The sequence below is a fragment of the Pontibacterium sinense genome (assembly GCF_015209595.1).
Classification (GTDB): domain Bacteria; phylum Pseudomonadota; class Gammaproteobacteria; order Pseudomonadales; family Balneatricaceae; genus Pontibacterium; species Pontibacterium sinense.
Genome location: NZ_JADEYS010000009.1, coordinates 24,169 through 40,716 on the forward strand (window position 1 = coordinate 24,169; position 16,548 = coordinate 40,716).

13 protein-coding genes are annotated in these 16,548 nt (G+C 51.5%); 7 read left to right on the forward strand and 6 right to left on the reverse strand.

The window, feature by feature from the left end; translation table 11 throughout:
• The first annotated feature begins 396 nt into the window (after positions 1-396).
• The 5 genes from IOQ59_RS10230 to IOQ59_RS10250 all read left to right on the forward strand — a co-directional run bounded on the left by IOQ59_RS10230 (position 397) and on the right by IOQ59_RS10250 (position 8,233).
• Positions 397-2,106, forward strand: a complete 1,710-nt coding sequence (locus tag IOQ59_RS10230) for a hypothetical protein (protein WP_193953192.1) — start codon at positions 397-399, stop codon at positions 2,104-2,106.
• Positions 2,107-2,117: 11 nt separating this feature from the next.
• A complete protein-coding gene (locus tag IOQ59_RS10235) occupies positions 2,118-2,867 on the forward strand; it encodes a DUF3726 domain-containing protein (protein ID WP_193953193.1) in 750 nt (249 codons plus the stop codon).
• Positions 2,868-4,378: 1,511 nt separating this feature from the next.
• Complete coding sequence (locus tag IOQ59_RS10240) at positions 4,379-5,107, forward strand: response regulator (protein WP_193953194.1); 729 nt, start codon at positions 4,379-4,381, stop codon at positions 5,105-5,107.
• Complete coding sequence (locus IOQ59_RS10245; protein WP_193953195.1) at positions 5,104-5,892, forward strand: substrate-binding periplasmic protein; 789 nt, start codon at positions 5,104-5,106, stop codon at positions 5,890-5,892. Before IOQ59_RS10240 ends, IOQ59_RS10245 begins: the two co-directional genes overlap by 4 nt.
• 10 nt (positions 5,893-5,902) lie before the next feature.
• A complete protein-coding gene (locus IOQ59_RS10250) occupies positions 5,903-8,233 on the forward strand; it encodes an ATP-binding protein (protein ID WP_193953196.1) in 2,331 nt (776 codons plus the stop codon).
• Positions 8,234-8,240: 7 nt separating this feature from the next.
• Here the strand turns inward: IOQ59_RS10250 and IOQ59_RS10255 are convergent, their stop codons facing one another.
• The 4 genes from IOQ59_RS10255 to dctP form a co-directional block, all read right to left on the reverse strand.
• Complete coding sequence (locus IOQ59_RS10255; RefSeq protein ID WP_193953197.1) at positions 8,241-8,915, reverse strand: M15 family metallopeptidase; 675 nt, start codon at positions 8,913-8,915, stop codon at positions 8,241-8,243.
• Positions 8,916-9,030: 115 nt separating this feature from the next.
• The gene (locus IOQ59_RS10260; protein ID WP_193953198.1) at positions 9,031-10,320 is read right to left on the reverse strand and encodes a TRAP transporter large permease; all 1,290 of its coding nucleotides are present in this window, start codon (positions 10,318-10,320) and stop codon (positions 9,031-9,033) included.
• Between the two features lie 24 nt (positions 10,321-10,344).
• A complete protein-coding gene (locus tag IOQ59_RS10265; RefSeq protein WP_193953199.1) occupies positions 10,345-10,893 on the reverse strand; it encodes a TRAP transporter small permease in 549 nt (182 codons plus the stop codon).
• 122 nt (positions 10,894-11,015) lie between these two features.
• A complete protein-coding gene (gene dctP, locus IOQ59_RS10270) occupies positions 11,016-12,026 on the reverse strand; it encodes a TRAP transporter substrate-binding protein DctP (protein ID WP_193953200.1) in 1,011 nt (336 codons plus the stop codon).
• 426 nt (positions 12,027-12,452) lie between these two features.
• On the opposite strand from dctP, the gene IOQ59_RS10275 reads away from it, so the two are divergent.
• A complete protein-coding gene (locus tag IOQ59_RS10275; protein WP_193953201.1) occupies positions 12,453-13,502 on the forward strand; it encodes a GlxA family transcriptional regulator in 1,050 nt (349 codons plus the stop codon).
• Positions 13,503-13,589: 87 nt separating this feature from the next.
• Here IOQ59_RS10275 and tatA read toward each other — a convergent pair whose 3' ends face one another.
• Both tatA and IOQ59_RS10285 read right to left on the reverse strand, forming a co-directional pair.
• On the reverse strand, positions 13,590-13,775 hold the full coding sequence (gene tatA / locus IOQ59_RS10280) for a twin-arginine translocase TatA/TatE family subunit (protein WP_193953202.1): 186 nt from the start codon (positions 13,773-13,775) through the stop codon (positions 13,590-13,592).
• Positions 13,776-13,846: 71 nt separating this feature from the next.
• Complete coding sequence (locus tag IOQ59_RS10285; protein WP_193953203.1) at positions 13,847-14,329, reverse strand: universal stress protein; 483 nt, start codon at positions 14,327-14,329, stop codon at positions 13,847-13,849.
• Between the two features lie 217 nt (positions 14,330-14,546).
• On the opposite strand from IOQ59_RS10285, the gene IOQ59_RS10290 reads away from it, so the two are divergent.
• The gene (locus tag IOQ59_RS10290) at positions 14,547-16,544 is read left to right on the forward strand and encodes a methyl-accepting chemotaxis protein (protein WP_193953204.1); all 1,998 of its coding nucleotides are present in this window, start codon (positions 14,547-14,549) and stop codon (positions 16,542-16,544) included.
• Positions 16,545-16,548: the final 4 nt, after the last annotated feature.

Consider the following 16,548-nt stretch of genomic DNA (forward strand, 5'->3'; position numbering starts at 1 on the left):
AATAATCGCTATCCGACCCACTCACCCAAACCGCTCATAACCATAGAAAAAATAATACTTTTCACTACTTTGATAAGGTTCACTTATCACGCGATATAACCTTTTGATTTGTGTGCGGATAAACCTTTGGCCCAAGATAAAACGGTCGCAGGCAATCGGCCAAGGTGGTTGTCGGCGATGGTCATGGGCGTCGAAATGAATGCCTTGATTTGTTAGCACCCGAAAAAGCGTTAATGATTAACCATACGGGTGTGGCTCTCTCTGCAGACAATAATTAAATGCGAAACCAGCAGAGATACAGAGTACGTCGGTTTCCAACACATCTATGCTGCTGCCGGATAAGCAACGCCGGTCCCAAGAAACTATAAAGATGTGTAGCAAAAGAGGATCATAATAATGACAACGCCTGCAGCTATCCAAACCTCGTTGAGGGGTGATAATGCACTGCCACTGCGTCCAGCCAGTCAGGTCATGGATCTGGAACGCCTCGGTGCTCTGCACCAGAGCCGCCTGAGTTTTATGCGTACATTGGTACGCCGTATCATGCGTGAGCGCTGGCAGATTGAGCCTGCTCGTTTCGAGCTGGATAATGATGGCTATGGCACCGTCGTGTATGAGGTGCATGCACCCCACGGCCTGTTCAGCTTTGTATTGTTCTCCGACTATCTGTCACCAGAAGAGCGCAACGACCGCGTAATCGCCACTAAGTGGGATCTCACGATGGCGTTGGTAGAAGGTTCTGTCGACGATATCTATCTGGAAAAACTGCGCCAGAATGTGCCTAAACAGGAAGCTGGTCGCGTTGATGCACGTGTGTTTGTCCTCTCCCGTGCCAACCGCAGTGCGCGTAACTTTGACTACGTTGTTGATCAGCTGTCTCAAGGTGAGCAGCCGGATGTCGAAAAGATTGCCAAGGTCGGTTATCTGTACCGCACCACTGCTGTATACGGCAGCGGCAAACTGGGCATGGCTGACTGGGAAAAAGTCCGTACCAAACATAAAGATTTCGCCCGCCCGTTTGCTGGCGAGATGTTTGTCTGCCTGATGCTGCGTAACTTCAGCCTGACTCAGGCGGAACATATTGCACGTCACAAATCCCCAGAGACTTTCCAGCCGATGGACGCGGATATCAAGCGTTACTTCGGTATCGGTAACTCTACCGGTCTGGGTATGGCGCCGTATCTGGTGAACCACCCGCTGCTGATCAATCAGTGGATCGAGATGCGCGAGTTGGCACTGGCCCGCATCCGTGTACTGGGTAACATCAATAACCGCACCCGTCAGGGACTCGACGAACTGATCGAGCGTTGCGCACTGCATACCGCTGAAACCATCACTGAAGATGAGTGGCAGACCAACAACAATCAGCTGGTACTGAAAGATCTGGACGCGCTCAAAGCGTACATCGACAGCGACTTCAATGACTGGAATGCCCTGCTGAACTGGAGTGAAGAACACTGCTCCGTACAAGGTCAGGAGATGCTGGTTTCCATCATGCTGGAGCTGTATCCAGAGCTGGTTGATGATCTGGAAGAGTATCACTCCGCTGAAGAGTTTTTGGATCTGGACCCGCTGATGCCGTTGCAGACGCTGAAGTCTGTGATCGAAACCCGCTACGACTGGGCTTTGGATATCGATTTTGATGCCGAAGGCGCACGTGAAACCTGCTGGTACCGTTCCGAAGAGAAGATGGAACCGCGTCTGGGCAGCGTGGCGGATGCTGAAGCGAAGAACAAACAGATGGCGCTGGGTGTCGGTTACGCAGTGCGCAAGTGCTACGACCAGCTGAGCGAATACATGCAGGAACACCCGGACCACACCACCGCCCGCTTTATGGTGGCCCGTCCGAAGATGCGCGGTATCGTGCGTCGTATCCAGAGCATGAATCGCTGCATCTACGGTGATATTCAGGCGAACCTGCTGGATCGCAATATCCTGCCGATGCACTTGCTGCGCTGCAAGCTGGCATTCTTTGGTGTGAGCAAGTTTGATCCACGTTCCCGTCTGTGGGTACGTAACACGATGTTCCAGGGCGCACCACTGCTGGAAGATATCGGACAAACTTTTAACGATGACTGGTTCATGCCACTGTCGCCAAAGCAGTAAGGAGAAGCACAATGAATATTTCTATGAATGAACTGAAAGCTGCTCTGCGCCGCTGCTTTGAAGCGACCGGTTACTTCGTGGGTAACTACGAAGATGCCGCCAACATGATTCTGTGGCTGGAAAAACACGGTTTGAACGGTCTGGGTGAACTGCAGCGTGCGCTGCCTTACATCGATCAGGATCGGGAAAAACCACTGGGCAGCGTTGTCTATGAAGACAGCACATCTGCGATCATCGACAGCCACGGTCGCAGTGCACTGAACTGCATCGCTGCGTCGGTTGATCTGGCCCACGCGAAAGCGCTGGAAAGCGGTATCGCCACCGTAACCGTACACAACTGTCATAACCGTATGTTCATCCTGAAAGCCCTGACAGACTGCGGTCGTCGCGGCATCAGCGTGGCAGCATACTGGCAGAACGGCAGCCAGAAAGTGACCGAACACACCGCTGCAATCAAGGCGGGTCAACGCTACCCAAGCTACAGCGAAGCGACTACCAGCCTGGAAACCAGTGAAGTCGATGCGCAAGCACTGACCATTATCTGCAGCTCCCGTGTTGACCTGACCTCGTCCCTGCAGGAGTCTCGTGGCAACAGCGAAGCCCGTTACATCAGCGCTGAGCAGGTTGCGAAGAATAAAGACTTAACCGTTGAACACGGTGTAGAAATTGACGATGAACTCTGGGCAGAGATCAATCGTCTGGGTGCTGGCGTGCTGGTTGAAAACAGCGAAGCTTCCCGCCAAGGCGCCGGTGGCCGTTAAGCCAACGCGTCGATAAGTACCAACAAGCAAGAGTTCCATCTGTGGGGAGGTCCGTAACAACACCAACCCACACCTATCATTTGCGTCCGTTGATTGGATTTCGCCATGCGCCCTCCCTGTGAGGGCGTTTTTTTGCCTGTAATTTCTCCACTTCAATTACGGTGTAGCAAAACCTGTGCGATCAGATGTAGGGCTGCCCTTTAGGCTGCCGGTCGGATAAATCCGACCCTACAGGGTCTTGATCGACTACCTCGTTCCCATGCTCCCGCGTGGGAATGCATACAGCGGCGACATATCACCCAGCCTACTGAAAACGTCCGTATGGGTTCCCACGGAGGACCATGGGAACCAGAAATACAGGGTCTTGATCGATTACCTCGTTCCCACGCTCCCGCGTGGGAATGCATACAACGGCGACATATCACCCGGCCTACCGATGACTTCCGTATGGGTTCCCACGGAGGACCATAGGAACCAGAAATATGGGAACCAGACATTCCGCCACCTCAATTACGGTGTAGCAACACTTGTGCGATCAGATGCAGCGCAGCCCGTTAGGCTGCCGGTCGGATAAATCCGACCCTACAGGGTCTTGATCGACTACCTCGTTCCCACGTGGGAATGCATACAGCGGCGACATACCACCCAGCCTACTGAAAACGTCCGTATGGGTTCCCACGGAGGACCATGGTAACCAGAAGTATGGGAACCAGACATTCCGCCACCTCAATTACGGTGTAACAAAACTTGTGCGATCAGATGTAGGGCAGCGCTTTAGGCTGCCGGTCGGATAAATCCGACCCTACAGGGTCTGATCGACTACCTCGTTCCCATGCTCCCGCGTGGGAATGCATACAGCGGTTATTACCACCCAGCTATCCGATGACTTCCATATGGATTCCCACGGAGGACCGTGGGAACCAGAAACGACCCTGTACCACAGCCTTAACGCGCGCCCCACACACGGCAATACAAACCGGGGCTGCTTCGTTCCCACGCTCCCGCGTGGGAATGCACACAGCGGTTATTACCATTCAGCTAACCATAACTTCCATATGGATTCCCACGGAGGACCGTGGTAACCAGAAGCAACCCCGCGCCACAGCCTCAACGCGACAACCCCACACACCCGGCCGAGGATCATCTCGTTCCCACGCTCCCGCGTGGGAATGCATACAGCGGTTATTACCATTCAGCTAACCGATAACTTCCATATGGATTCCCACGGAGGACCGTGGGAACCAGAAATACACCACACCGAACAGATGCAGCGCAGCCCTTTAGGCTGCCAGTCGGATAAATCCGACCCTACAGGGTCTTGATCAATTCACAGACTCAATACGATGCCGTATATACCTTGCCATACGTTCGAAGCTGTAAAAGGTTGTAAACACGATGTAAATGAAGCTTGCCAAAGGGGTAGGCAACACACTAGGTTTAGGGACAGAGCGCGTACCTCGAGTGCGCTGCATATAATAACAATAACTTCAGGTCGTACGGATCAATATCCGATGAATACAGACTCTAAAATACTAGTGGTCGATGACGAAGCACTGACTCGCGAGTGCCTCAGTAGCTATTTCAAGGAGGAAGGCTATACCGTTTTCACGGCAGATACCGCTGAACAGGCAGAAGCCATTCTCAGCAGCGAAGCGATTGACGTGGTGCTGTTGGATATCCGTTTGCCCGGAAAAGACGGTTTAACCCTGACCCGCGAACTGCGCGTGCATACCGAAGTCGGCATTATTCTGGTCACCGGCCGTCTGGATGAGGTGGATCGCCTGATCGGTCTGGAGTGTGGCGCGGATGACTATGTCACCAAGCCGTTTAATCCCCGTGAGATTCTGGCACGTACCAAAAATCTGGTGCGACGCGTCCGCCATTGCAGTCACGCCAAACCCACCGACTCCCTGCCCCACACCTTTAAATCCTTTGAGCGTTGGAAACTGAATCTGGACCGCCGCCAATTGATTGACGAGCAACAGCAAGCGATACAGCTGACCGAAGGTGAGTTCCAGCTGCTGAATACGCTAATGATCCATGCAGGGCGCGTCATGACCCGTGAAGAGATTCTGGAACAGATTCGCAACCGGGAATGGGTACCGAGCGATCGCACGGTGGATGTGCTGATCGGCCGTCTGCGCCGTAAGCTGGGCGATGATCCCGCCAACCCTAAAACCATCCTCACCGTACACGGGGCCGGATACCTGTTTACCCCCAAACCCGTGGATATGGCATGAGAGGCATTCGGCTGGCAGTGCTCACGCTGCTGGCTTTCGTTTTCATCTACGCCCCTGCCAGCAACGCCCGATCTCTCACCGCCTGCGGCCATCCGTTCTATCCACCCGTATCCTGGGCGCAGGGAGATCAGCTCATCGGGCTGGCACCGGCAGTGACCCGTCAACTGTTTGCTGAGCTGGGTTACCACGTTCAGCTCAGCGCCAACTACAACTGGAAACGTTGCTTGCTGGAAGTGCAGCTGGGTAATGTCGATGTTGTGGTCGCGGCCTATCGCATTCCGAGCCGCGAGCAGTATCTATGGTTCAGTCAGGAACCGGTTATTGCCGACCCCGTCGCACTGTTTGTGAATCGACAGACGCCGATCAGTTTTACAGGGCTGGGCGATCTGCGTAGTAAAACAGCGGGGTTACTGCTGGGAGACAGCTTCGGTGAGCAGTTCGACCGCTTTCTACAGGAAAACACCCGTATCGAGCATGTATCACGCAACCGGCAGAATTTTGAAAAGCTTGCCCGTCGGCGGATCGATTTTATGCCGGTGGGTTTGTTAAGTGGCCGCTTACAGAGCCGGAAAATGGGCTTTCATGAACAGGTGATGCCACTGGACTACCGTGTCAGTATCGAGTTTTATTATCTGGCCGTGGGTCACCAGAGCGACCTGAAAAAGCACCTGCCCTTTATCAATAATCGTCTGCAAGAGATGCATCAGGACGGCACGATCAAACGGCTCACCGATCGCTACAGCCTTAAATATCTCGATGCCCCCGAACATCTCAATCAAAGGTGACTGATCACATATGAAAGGACCAAAAGGACTGCTGCCTAAAATAGCCCGCTATTCCAGCGAACACCCACTGGGATATCGGGTGATGGTGTATGTGTGCGCCTGTAGCTTTCTTTTTATCCTGCTCTCAACCGCATTACAGCTCACGCTCGATTACCGACGCGAGCATAAAGCCATTGATCAACAGATCGAGCTGATCCGCAGCAGTTACCTCGCCAGTCTTGCGAAAAGCCTCTGGGACCTGGATCAGGGCCAGATCGAATTGCAGCTCAAGGGGATTCAGAACCTGCCCGATGTGGCCTATCTGTCACTGGACAGCAAAGACGTGAACATCGAAGGTTTAACCCTTCCCTCACCGGATCACCGCGTGCAGACCCACAGCTTTGAACTGGTGCATAGTACGCAGCAAACACTGCGTACCCTTGGGCGCCTGGATGTCAGTTTTGACCTGCACGCCATCAACACCCGTATTCTCAAGCGTAGTTTTAGTGTTTTCTTAAATCAGACCCTGCTGGTGTTACTGATCGTTTTAGTGATTCTGGTGATCTTTCAGCGCCAGATCACCCGCCACCTAGAAGCGATGGCCAACTACAGCCGTAACATAGGGGCAGGAGAGCTGGAACACAGCCTGCAACTCAGCCGCCAGTCACCGAAAAAACGTGATGAACTGGATCAGCTGGTTACCGCATTGAACGATATGCGTCAGTCGATTCGCCTCGATATCGCCCGCCGCGAACAGCAAGAACAACGGTTGCGCTATAACCGTGACCAGCTGCAAGAGATGGTTGAACGACGGACGTTGAGCCTGCAAACGGCGAAAGAAGCCGCCGAGGAAGCCAGCAACGCTAAGTCACGTTTCCTCTCGACCATGAGCCATGAGATCCGCACCCCAATGAACGGAATGCTGGGGATGATCCAGCTACTGGAAAGCAGCGAGCTGGACGCCAAGCAGCGCGAATATATACGGGTGTTGCACGATTCCACCAATGCCCTGCTGGAAACCTTTAACAACGTGCTGGAATACGGGCGTTTGGTGGAAGGCGCATACAGCGTCAGTCCCACCCGCTTTTCCCTGCATAATTTGCTGCACAACCTCACGACCTTGCTGTCACCGGAAGCAGATCGCAAGAAACTAAATCTGACATTAGATTATGCCGATGATGTAGCCGATCTTTGTCTGGCCGAAGAGAGCAGCCTTCGCCAGATTCTGACCAATCTGCTCGCCAATGCGATTAAATTTACCGATCGGGGAGCCGTCCAGTTGCGCGTGCGCTGTATCGAACAGACAGCCACATGCCAGAAACTACGTTTTGAAATTTCCGACTCCGGCATTGGTATTGAACCGGAGCTACAAGAGCATATTTTTGACCGTTTCACTCAGGCCGACGAGACCATCACCCGCCGTTTTGGTGGTACAGGTTTAGGACTGGCGATCTGCAAAGAGCTGGCTGAACATCAGAGCGGGGAAATCGGCCTCAATAGCCAGCCCGGCAAAGGTAGTACATTCTGGCTTGAGATAGAGCTATCACTGGCAGACTCAGGGCCGTCCATCTCTCAGCCAGTAGCCAACATACAGGGATCAATTACCCCGCAACGTATCCTTCTGGTCGAAGATGTGGAGATCAATCAGCAGGTTGTGCTCGGATTATTGGAAGAGCATCAGCACAAGGTGACAATTGCCGGAGACGGAATCCTCGCACTGGAGTTAGGCCAACAGCAGCGCTTCGATCTGATCCTGATGGATATGCACCTACCGGGGCTGAGCGGCATCGAGGTCAGCCGTCGTCTGACCAATGATCCAGACTGTATCAATCAACACACCCGGATCATTGCGCTGACTGCCAGCGTGAGACCCGAAGATATCCATAACTATCTTGAGGCCGGAATCAGCAGCGTCATCGCCAAGCCAGTACAAAAAGAGCAGCTTTTCGCCGCTATTATGGGGCTATCTCCACTGCCCGACCCTTTACCCCAAACCAGTACCGAGCCAGCCGATGATATGAATAATGTTCCGCTGTTGGATCAGAGTATTGTGGGGGTCCATCTACAGATGCTGGGCGCGGACAAGCTCGCAACGCTGATGAAAGGATTCTGCAACGTATTTGATGAACTCTGGCCCAGCCTGCAGAACAGTATCGCGGCGGGTGATGCCTACGATTGCGGACAGCTGGCCCATAAACTCGCAGGCGCCTGCGATACGATTGGATTTTCCCGAGCCAGCCACGTCCTGCGTAAGTTAGAAGACTTGGCGGATCAGGGCACTCTGCCTGAAGACGCTCTGCTGGAAGAGTTGAGTCACACGATGGACCGTTCGCTGGCATTGGCCCGTGACTGGAAGGCCTGATCGATCATTAACGGTTAACCCGGCCATAGATCGCTACAGGCTGCCCTACCATATACGCCCAGAATTGGTCACCGTAGGAGAAGTGCCACCACTCCTGCGGATAGTTCACAAATCCCACACGCTGCATCACATCCAGCAAGTGTTGGCGGTTATGCTGTGCGTGCTCAGACAACCCCGCGCAGTCACTCTCACACAAGGTTGGCGGCACCCGGCTCCAATCCGCAATCTCCATACCGAAATCCAGCACTGTACCGCGCTCATCCACCAGCTCTACATCCACTGCGGCACCGGTTGAATGTGGCGGCGTATTGATCGTTCCATCTGGCCGACTCGGAGCCGACACTAACTGTGTTGACGTCACATACGCCTGCTGGTCACTCAGATCCGGTTGATCCTGTTTCACCTGAGCCAGATGATTTACAAACAACATCTGTTGCACTGCCGCGCTGCGATACCCTTCATACAACCGTAGATAGATACCCTCGGGTAAAAGCGCCTGCGCTTGAATCAGTCGATCCCTCACACCCTGCCGAACCCAGCAATAATCGGGTTCTGTCTCCGGGCATTCCGGTGGAGGCCCGACTCTCAGATCTGAACACTGGGTAAGGTCCACCAGCGGTTCATGACACTCATTCACCGGTATGGCCTGTATGTCGGGTGATGATGGCGTTAATCCATTCATGGAGTTTTTCTCTACTGTGCAAAAACGAAAAAAACCCTGTGGAGCCCAATCCACAGGGTTTGTGTACGGAGTTACAGCATTACACCATGCATCCGTTATTTTATCTGCCAACCGATCAACCCAAGAACAGCTCCGGCAGAAACAGGGACACTTCAGGCACATAGGTTGTGATAATCAGTGTCGGAATCCATGCAAACAAAATCATGATCAGGGTTGGCTTCAGCATCGCACTCACCCTCACCTGTGTGACCCGAGAACCAAGGTACAGCAACGGTGCAGTCGGTGGTGTGATGTTACCCATACCCAGATTTACACCCACAATGGCCGCAAACTGGATCGGATCGACACCCAACTCAACCACAATCGGGAAGAGCAATGGCGACGCCAGCAATACACCACTGACATCATCCATCAGCATACCGATCAGGATCATCACCACGTTGATCATGATTAGTACAATGATCGGGTTATCAGACACGGAGAAGATCAGATCTTTGGCCAGATCCGGGATGTCTTCAAAAATCAGCAGCCGGCTGACAATCATCACCATAAAGAACATCACCATCACCACACCGGTGGTGGTTGCTGACTGAACCAGCGCTTCTTTAAAGTTAGATTTGTTCAGGCCTTTGTAGATAAAGAAACCCACCGGAATGGCGTATACCACAGCGATACCCGCCGCTTCGGTTGGCGTCATAATACCGCCGTAGATGCCACCCAAGATGATAAAAGGCATCAGCAACGCAGGCAGCGCATAACGGCTCTTTTTCACCACTTCGCCGGTAAAGTTATCGGACTTAGGCAGCACTTTGATGTCTTTGTATTTGCGCAACATCACGTAATTCACAATACACAGCAAAGCAATCAGTATCATTCCGGGTACGATGGTCGCCAAAAAACACTTCAGTACTGATTGGCGTGTAACCCATGCGTAGATAATCTGTATCGCACTGGGGGGAATCAACAGGCCCAACGGCGCTGCATTGGTAATCAGTGCCGCTGACAAACCTTCAGGATAATTGGCCCGGCGCAGCTGCGGCATCATGATACTGCCGATACAGGTCAGCGTTGCCGTTGCACTGCCTGCAATGGAACCGAATATGGCACTGGCACCGACCGCAGAATAGGCAATACCGCCTTTAAATCGGCCGACAAACAGCTCTGCCAGTTCTACCAGCGGTTGCGCAATTTTGCCGCGTTCCATGATTGTACCCGCCATGATAAACAGCGGGATCGCCAGTAACACCAGCACATTCATGCGCCAGTGACCGGAGGTGAGGAAACCTGCCGGGTCATGATCACCGGTCAGAGACATGTAGATCAGCGCCAAACCAAAAGCAAAAGGTACCGGAATACCAATAACCAGGGCGACACAGATCACGAGAAGGGTCAGTAAAATCAACATCAGAAATACTCGTCGAATGTTCGCTTAGATATGAGGCGGCGCTTCGTCCGACTCCCACTCTTCACTCGGTCCGTCACGCAGGCCACTGTAAAGATGCAGAGCGGTGTAAAAGGTCATCAGTACGAAACCGAGGAAAATACCCAGTTTTGGAATAAAGAACGGAAGTTCCAAACCCGTTGTACGCTGCCAGTCGGGATAGGCGCTAATCTCTTCCTCCAGCATTAACCAGCCCCAATACGTCAGCACGCAACCAATTAGTGTCTCAAGCAAGATCGTAAAATTGACCACGATCCATTTAGTACGAACGCTATCAATGACGGATAAAAGAAAGTCAGCCTTAACATGGGTATTTTCATAACTACCCATCGCACCGCCCAGAAAATAGACCCAGAAGGCGATCATTAAGACCCACTCTTCATAAGCAAAAAGATCAGCTTCAAACCAGTAACGTAAGATAACGACAAAGAAAAACACAAATGCCATAACCAAACTGGCTGCCGCCAAAAAATACTCTTTAAGGCGAAGCAGAACATTAACCAGACGATGTAGCGGATGCGGAATATTTAAATGCATACTGCAACACTCGTTTATTATTCTTAGAAGACGAGCAGATACCTTCCGTGAAGAAACTGAATGATATTGCTCGTATAAAAAAGGCTCTGTGCCGACGACCGACACAGAGCAATGCAGGGCCGTTAGTTCAGATCAGCAGTAATCTGCTGCAACACGTCTTTACCCAGACGGTCTTCCAGCTTCGGCCAGGTTACATTACGGATCTCTTGGGCGATGGCGCCACGTTCCGCATCGGAGATCGGCAGGATAGCCACACCAAACTCTTCCAGTTTTTTCAGGTTGGCTGCGTCGTTTTGACGGCTCCAGTCCACAAACTTCGCGGCAGCTTTAGCAAACACCTCAGACACCACTTTACGCTGCTCTTCGTTGAGCTTTTTCTCCCAGGTTTTCTTGCTCGCGTAGTACGCGTAGTTTTCAACAAAAGCGTTGTACGGTACGTAGTTTTTGATCGCTTCTTTAAACGTGGTGTAGGTCGCTTCCGGCGTTGCGCCGATCATGCCGTCAACCACACCCTGCTGGATCGCCGGGAATGCATCACCCCAGTCTATGGTAGTGGTGTTGTACCCCATGTCCTGAGTTGCCAATTTTGCAGACTGTGCGCTCCAAACGCGGATGTTCTGGCCTTTAGCGCCGGTATCTTTGTAGTTATCCGGCGTAGAGGATGACATCACACCGATAAAACCTTCCGCCGTAACACCCAGCAGCTTCAGACCGATCTTATCCATGCGCTGATCGAAGATGCTGTAGAAGTTAGAGCCAGGGCTAAACACCTTCTCCATCTCGTCATAGTTGGATACCAGATACGGCAGAGAGTTGATCTCAAGCACCGGGTCCTTATGGCTGTAGACGAAGGAGTGAACGATATCGATGCTGCCACGCACGGCTTCACCTAGCAGCTGCTCACCTGAACCCAGCTGACCGGCTGGATACAGCTTGATTTTCAGATCAACACCCGCACCTTCCAACTCTTTTTTGATATCGCGCAGTACTTCGGATGCGTACTGATCAGGAGCATGCTGACTGGCGATACGCAGCACAGTTGCCGCTTCCGCAGAGGTGGTTGCGAGCGCACCCATCACCAGGCTGGATGCGAGAATAGATTTGAGGCAGAAACGGGTTTTCGTAGTTTTCATTATTTTCTCCGGATCTTTCGTACTGAAGGTTTTTATATTTATGTACAAAGCAGATGACTGCACTCGAATACCGTGCAACCCATCGACACTTATTTTTATACACCCATAAAAAACCTATTTACAGCCACCCTAAATTCGAAAAACAGGATATGAAATATTTTCACAACCCGGTTTGTAAACGGCTTATTACATGCCTCTAAAGAAACCCACCTCTCCAACCGAATTTTAATTTTATAAACTTACAAAACCTGTTCTATGTAAACATTATAAAACCAAATAACTTTGATTTATTAATGACCATTTACATCTTTAAACATCTTTTTACATATAGAGGTTTACGACAGATGGGCTTATTACTCAACGCATAAACAATCTGCTATAACAGATAAAAATAATAATTATCCAAATTGCACAAAGGTGGGAGCCATGACCTGTATAAAAGATAAACGCCATTTCAGTTCATTGATGCGCGATACCAACAGTCCGTTTCTGGCAAACGAAGATGCTCCGCTCAACACCACGACGGTGGGGTTTGTCTTACAGGAACACTTTTCGATGATGGCGTTTACCGCAGCGGTCGATGCACTGATTACCGCCAACCTCGTGCGTACCACCCCCCTCTTTAGCTATCAGACACTGGCGGTGGATAGCTCCCCCGTGACCAGTGATCTGGGGATCGGTATTGCCGCACAAGATACCATTCGTGACTTTACAAACGGTCGACACAAACTGCCCAATATTCTGGTGGTGTGTGGCGGGTATCGCTGCTCCACGGAGCAACAACCTCATCTGAGCCAGTTTCTGAAAGATGCCCAGCGACATAATGTGACGATTGGCAGCTTATGGAACGGTGCCATAGCGTTGGCCCATGCGGGATTATTGGACGATCAGGAATGTGCGTTGCATCCCGACAACCATGCCTTTATGCAGGAGCATTTCCCCCGGGTCAGGGTTTCAGATCAGGTCATTGTGAGTGATCAGGCACGTCTGACCAGTGCGGGACCGGCAAGTGCATTGGAGATGATGCTCAGCATGATCGGGCAGACTCAGGGGACAGAGGTGGTTCGTGCAATTCGCGAGATCCTGAGCTGTGATCAGACCTCTGAAAACAGCAATACCTGCTTAAGCCGTATCGGTGATGACCCCTGTCTGCCGCAGAATTTGCGCGACATTATGGAACTCATGGCCGCGAATATTGAAGAACCCATGAGTATGGAAGAGCTGAGTGCCATTATTGGCATCTCTCGTCGTCAGTTGGAAAGATTATTCCAGAACCACTTAGACACCTCGCCCAGCCGATATTACCTTGAACTGCGCCTCACCCATGCGCGTCGCTTACTGATGCAGAGTAATGAACCTGTGACCAACATTGCACTGGCCTGTGGTTTCGTTACGTCCAGTCATTTCAGCAATTGCTTCAAGGACTACTTTGGCCTGTCACCGAGCCATGCACGGGATAAGTTTAAAAGTGCATAGCCGAACAGCAGACCCGGCCCAACACTCAAAATTACGAAGGCACCGCTCAGGGTGCCTTCCGGTCGAAGCACAAATCAACCACAGGTCTTACGAAGGTTTCTGCGCCTTACTTTCAACCTTTGCTGCATCGCCTTCGTTCAGAGCTTTCTTAAAACCTTTAAAAGCGCCACCCAGATCGCCGCCAGCCCCTCTTAGCTTTTTAGTACCGAATAGTACGACCACAATGACCAGAACAATTGCGATCTGCCAGAGACTAATTCCACCAAGACCCATAGGTTTACTCCTACCGAATTAAAGTATTACGCCTGTTTGAGTTCAGGACTGACGAACTAATCTAACAACGATTACTTCAGTGGTACAACCATGACCGGAATATCCGATGCTTGTAGTACCTTCTGCGCGGTTGAACCCACCAGCAGTTTGCTCAGTGACGAGTGTGTGCGAGTGCCCATGACTATCAGATCCGCACCGATCTCTCCTGCCACCTGCATAATCACATCATGCGGTGCACCTGCCTCAATGCGGTTATGTGGTGTGCCATGAGGGAGCGTGATGCCTTCGAGCTCTTCACTGATCGCTACATCAATTCGCTCAATCATTTTATCCTTCAGCGCCTCAACGCCCTTATCACGCAACGACTCCAGGACGTCCTCTGAGAGGTAGCTTTCGATCATTGTCTCAGTCGAGCGGTTCATGGGTTCCATCACATGCAGATACGTAATCTCAGCGCCATGATTAACCGCTTCACTCACCGCCTTAAGAAAAGCCGGACGAGATGCCTTCCCCATATCGGATGCGTACAAAATGTGTTTGACCTCGGGCAGCATACATTCACCTCATATTGACGTTTTTCTGAACAGAACCCGATCGCTATCTCCTCCTTTCCAAGACAACGTTGCGTACTCCTAGCAGGGGTTCCCCAACTGCTCTGTACAACAATAGATCACACACAAATAACATTTTCAACTATATTTGATTCTCCAAGTATCGTTTAATGCATTTTTAGATTCTTTTATATGATTCTAAACGGGAACAGCAAGACATATGAAAATAACAATAAATCAGCGCATCGGCGCGGGCTTCGGCTTGCTCGTCATTCTCATGCTGTTCATGAGTTTCAGCTCCTATCAGGGCATCAAACAACTCAATGAACAGATGACTCGATCAGGTGAACAGATCACCCCCATGCTCGTCACCAGCGGAGCGATGGGTGTTGCGTTGCTCTCCGCGAACAAAACACTGATGCAATATCTTGCATCCGATAATCCCAAACAGATAACCACTCACAACACGATTTTTAAGGAACAGCAGGCCAGATATGATCAACGCCGATCCGATCTGGAAACGCTATCCAGCCCCTTCCCTGAGATCAGCGACGATCTCGCCTTATCAAACAAAGATGGCGACGCGTTTCTGAAAGGTTCACAGGAAATTCGTAACCTCCACCTGCAGTTCGTCAAAACTGCGCCCGGCTTTTTGATCAAGCTTGAGGGTGTAAAACAACTCCTCAGTGTCTTTGCAACCGAGCTGGATGACGTTGCCAATTACGGTGATGACCACCGCGAAATTTCAGCCGCCACGACGCTTTCGGCAAGGCTTGCGACCGTCACTGAAACTCTGGGGATGCTACGGGATACAAAAGACGCAACGGACCTGCGCTCCCAGATACATATGATTACTGGCGATATGGAGGGAATAGCCGAGCGGATCAGTAGCCTGGCAAAAACTCACCCCAAAACAGCCTCCGGCTTTGAGAACCGTTTCAATGAGATCAAAGCATTTCTCGACGGTGATAACGGCCTGCTTGATCTTGCCACCCTTCAGCTTAAGCGCACTCAGGACATTGATCAGCTACTCACTACACTCGCCCGCTCAATCAACGCCGCGACCGGTAAAATCAACCAATTGATGGCGAAGGTTGAACAACTCAGCCGCGCAGAACAAACACAGGCCGGCTCCTCAGCTAACTCCGCGCAAACAACCAATATCATCATCGGTCTGGTCTCGATCCTTATCGCAACGTTGATCGGTATTTCGGTTTACAAGAGCATCCGGACACCGCTACAGGAAATCATGAAGATGCTCAGTCTGATGGCTGAGGGTGATATGAGCCATCGAATCAAAGTCTCTCGGCAGGATGAATTTGGCGAGCTGTCCAACTGGATCAATCAATTAGCTGAACGATTGAGCAGCACCATCAGCGAGATATGTCGTGGTTCAGGGCAAGTCGCACAATCAATTGGCGGCACCGCCGAGCTGAGTCAGAAAACCCGCAACAACATGGAACGTCAAAGCGACCAGACCGCTATCGTCGTCAGCTCGATGGATGAGATGCTGGACTGCGTTCAACAAGTGGCTCAAAGTGCAGAATTGGCTCAGAACGCCATTATCAAAATGGACCAAAACGCCCATCGTAATCATCAATCGATGGACGACAATATCCGCATGGTTCAGCAACTCGCCGCAGATATTGGCAATGCCACTCAGGTAGTGAATCAGCTCCATGGCTGTTCAGACTCCATTGGGCACATTCTTGAAGTAATCAGTGGGATCGCTGAGCAAACCAATCTGTTGGCGCTGAATGCCGCCATCGAAGCGGCCCGTGCGGGCGATCATGGACGGGGGTTTGCGGTGGTGGCCGATGAAGTACGTTCACTCGCCGCCAGTACTCAAAATGCCACGTCGGATATTCAGGAGATCATCGAACGTCTGCAACAAGGCGCATCAGAAGCGGTCACCATCATGAATCACAGTTCCGGTGAAGTGAAGAAAAGCATGGATAACATAGAACGTTCTGGCAATGACCTGACCGATATGGTCGAGCATCTGGCTTCTATCCGCGCCATGAGTGAACAGATCGCTACTGCCGCCGAAGAGCAAAGTTATACCTGCACTGAAATATCCACCAGCGTGCAGAAGATTGCCAAAATGTCAGAAGAGTGCTCAGGCGACGCGGATCGTATCGCTAACGAAAGCGAAGGAATGATCTCACTGGCCGAGCAGCAGCAACAGTTAGTTGGGCAGTTTAAACTGGGATGTTGATGAC

What these genes read in the sequence shown, in the direction of transcription:
- IOQ59_RS10230 (WP_193953192.1), top strand. Translation starts at nt 397, where the DNA reads ATGACAACGCCTGCAGCTATCCAAACCTCGTTGAGGGGTGATAATGCA.
- IOQ59_RS10235 (WP_193953193.1), top strand. Translation starts at nt 2,118, where the DNA reads ATGAATATTTCTATGAATGAACTGAAAGCTGCTCTGCGCCGCTGCTTT.
- IOQ59_RS10240 (WP_193953194.1), top strand. Translation starts at nt 4,379, where the DNA reads ATGAATACAGACTCTAAAATACTAGTGGTCGATGACGAAGCACTGACT.
- IOQ59_RS10245 (WP_193953195.1), top strand. Translation starts at nt 5,104, where the DNA reads ATGAGAGGCATTCGGCTGGCAGTGCTCACGCTGCTGGCTTTCGTTTTC.
- IOQ59_RS10250 (WP_193953196.1), top strand. Translation starts at nt 5,903, where the DNA reads ATGAAAGGACCAAAAGGACTGCTGCCTAAAATAGCCCGCTATTCCAGC.
- IOQ59_RS10255 (WP_193953197.1), bottom strand. Translation starts at nt 8,915, where the DNA reads ATGAATGGATTAACGCCATCATCACCCGACATACAGGCCATACCGGTG.
- IOQ59_RS10260 (WP_193953198.1), bottom strand. Translation starts at nt 10,320, where the DNA reads ATGTTGATTTTACTGACCCTTCTCGTGATCTGTGTCGCCCTGGTTATT.
- IOQ59_RS10265 (WP_193953199.1), bottom strand. Translation starts at nt 10,893, where the DNA reads ATGCATTTAAATATTCCGCATCCGCTACATCGTCTGGTTAATGTTCTG.
- dctP (WP_193953200.1), bottom strand. Translation starts at nt 12,026, where the DNA reads ATGAAAACTACGAAAACCCGTTTCTGCCTCAAATCTATTCTCGCATCC.
- IOQ59_RS10275 (WP_193953201.1), top strand. Translation starts at nt 12,453, where the DNA reads ATGACCTGTATAAAAGATAAACGCCATTTCAGTTCATTGATGCGCGAT.
- tatA (WP_193953202.1), bottom strand. Translation starts at nt 13,775, where the DNA reads ATGGGTCTTGGTGGAATTAGTCTCTGGCAGATCGCAATTGTTCTGGTC.
- IOQ59_RS10285 (WP_193953203.1), bottom strand. Translation starts at nt 14,329, where the DNA reads ATGCTGCCCGAGGTCAAACACATTTTGTACGCATCCGATATGGGGAAG.
- IOQ59_RS10290 (WP_193953204.1), top strand. Translation starts at nt 14,547, where the DNA reads ATGAAAATAACAATAAATCAGCGCATCGGCGCGGGCTTCGGCTTGCTC.